The sequence below is a fragment of the Shigella sp. FC1967 genome (assembly GCF_001743005.1).
Taxonomy (GTDB): domain Bacteria; phylum Pseudomonadota; class Gammaproteobacteria; order Enterobacterales; family Enterobacteriaceae; genus Proteus.
Genome location: NZ_MIIZ01001328.1, coordinates 1 through 393, shown reverse-complemented (window position 1 = coordinate 393; position 393 = coordinate 1). Strand labels below are relative to the sequence as shown.

Here is a 393-nt window from a genome sequence, read left to right as displayed (position 1 = left end):
GGTGATCTCATCGTGACAGGGTATGTCTATACCGAAATCGAACCGCGCAGGTGGGTGATTGGGGATGGCACACCGCAAAGTGAGCCAGTTTTGAGACCGCTGCAAACGGTACAACACGAACCGAAGTCTGAAACAACCAAATAGGAGATGTTCTTGATGAACGCAAATCAGTTGGCGAATGCCTCAAGTAAAAACAACGCACTCTTCCTCTTCCTGGGGTTGATGGCGGTAGCCTTCCTGCTCGTGCCGGATCAGGCCCACGCTGGTACTGGTGGTACAGCGTTTGACGACGTATGGGTAACTCTCAAGGATTGGACCCAAGGTACTTTGGGTCGAATCGTTGCGGGTGCGATGATCCTGGTCGGTGTTGTTGGTGGTATCGCTCGCCAGAGC

1 protein-coding gene and 1 pseudogene are annotated in these 393 nt (G+C 53.2%); both read left to right on the top strand.

What is annotated here, in order from left to right:
- Window positions 1-144: pseudogene (locus BHE89_RS21690) on the top strand (type IV conjugative transfer system lipoprotein TraV); the annotation flags it as partial.
- 12 nt (window positions 145-156) lie between these two features.
- The coding region (gene traA, locus BHE89_RS21685; protein ID WP_458694253.1) for a TraA family conjugative transfer protein at window positions 157-393 on the top strand (237 nt) is incomplete at its 3' end.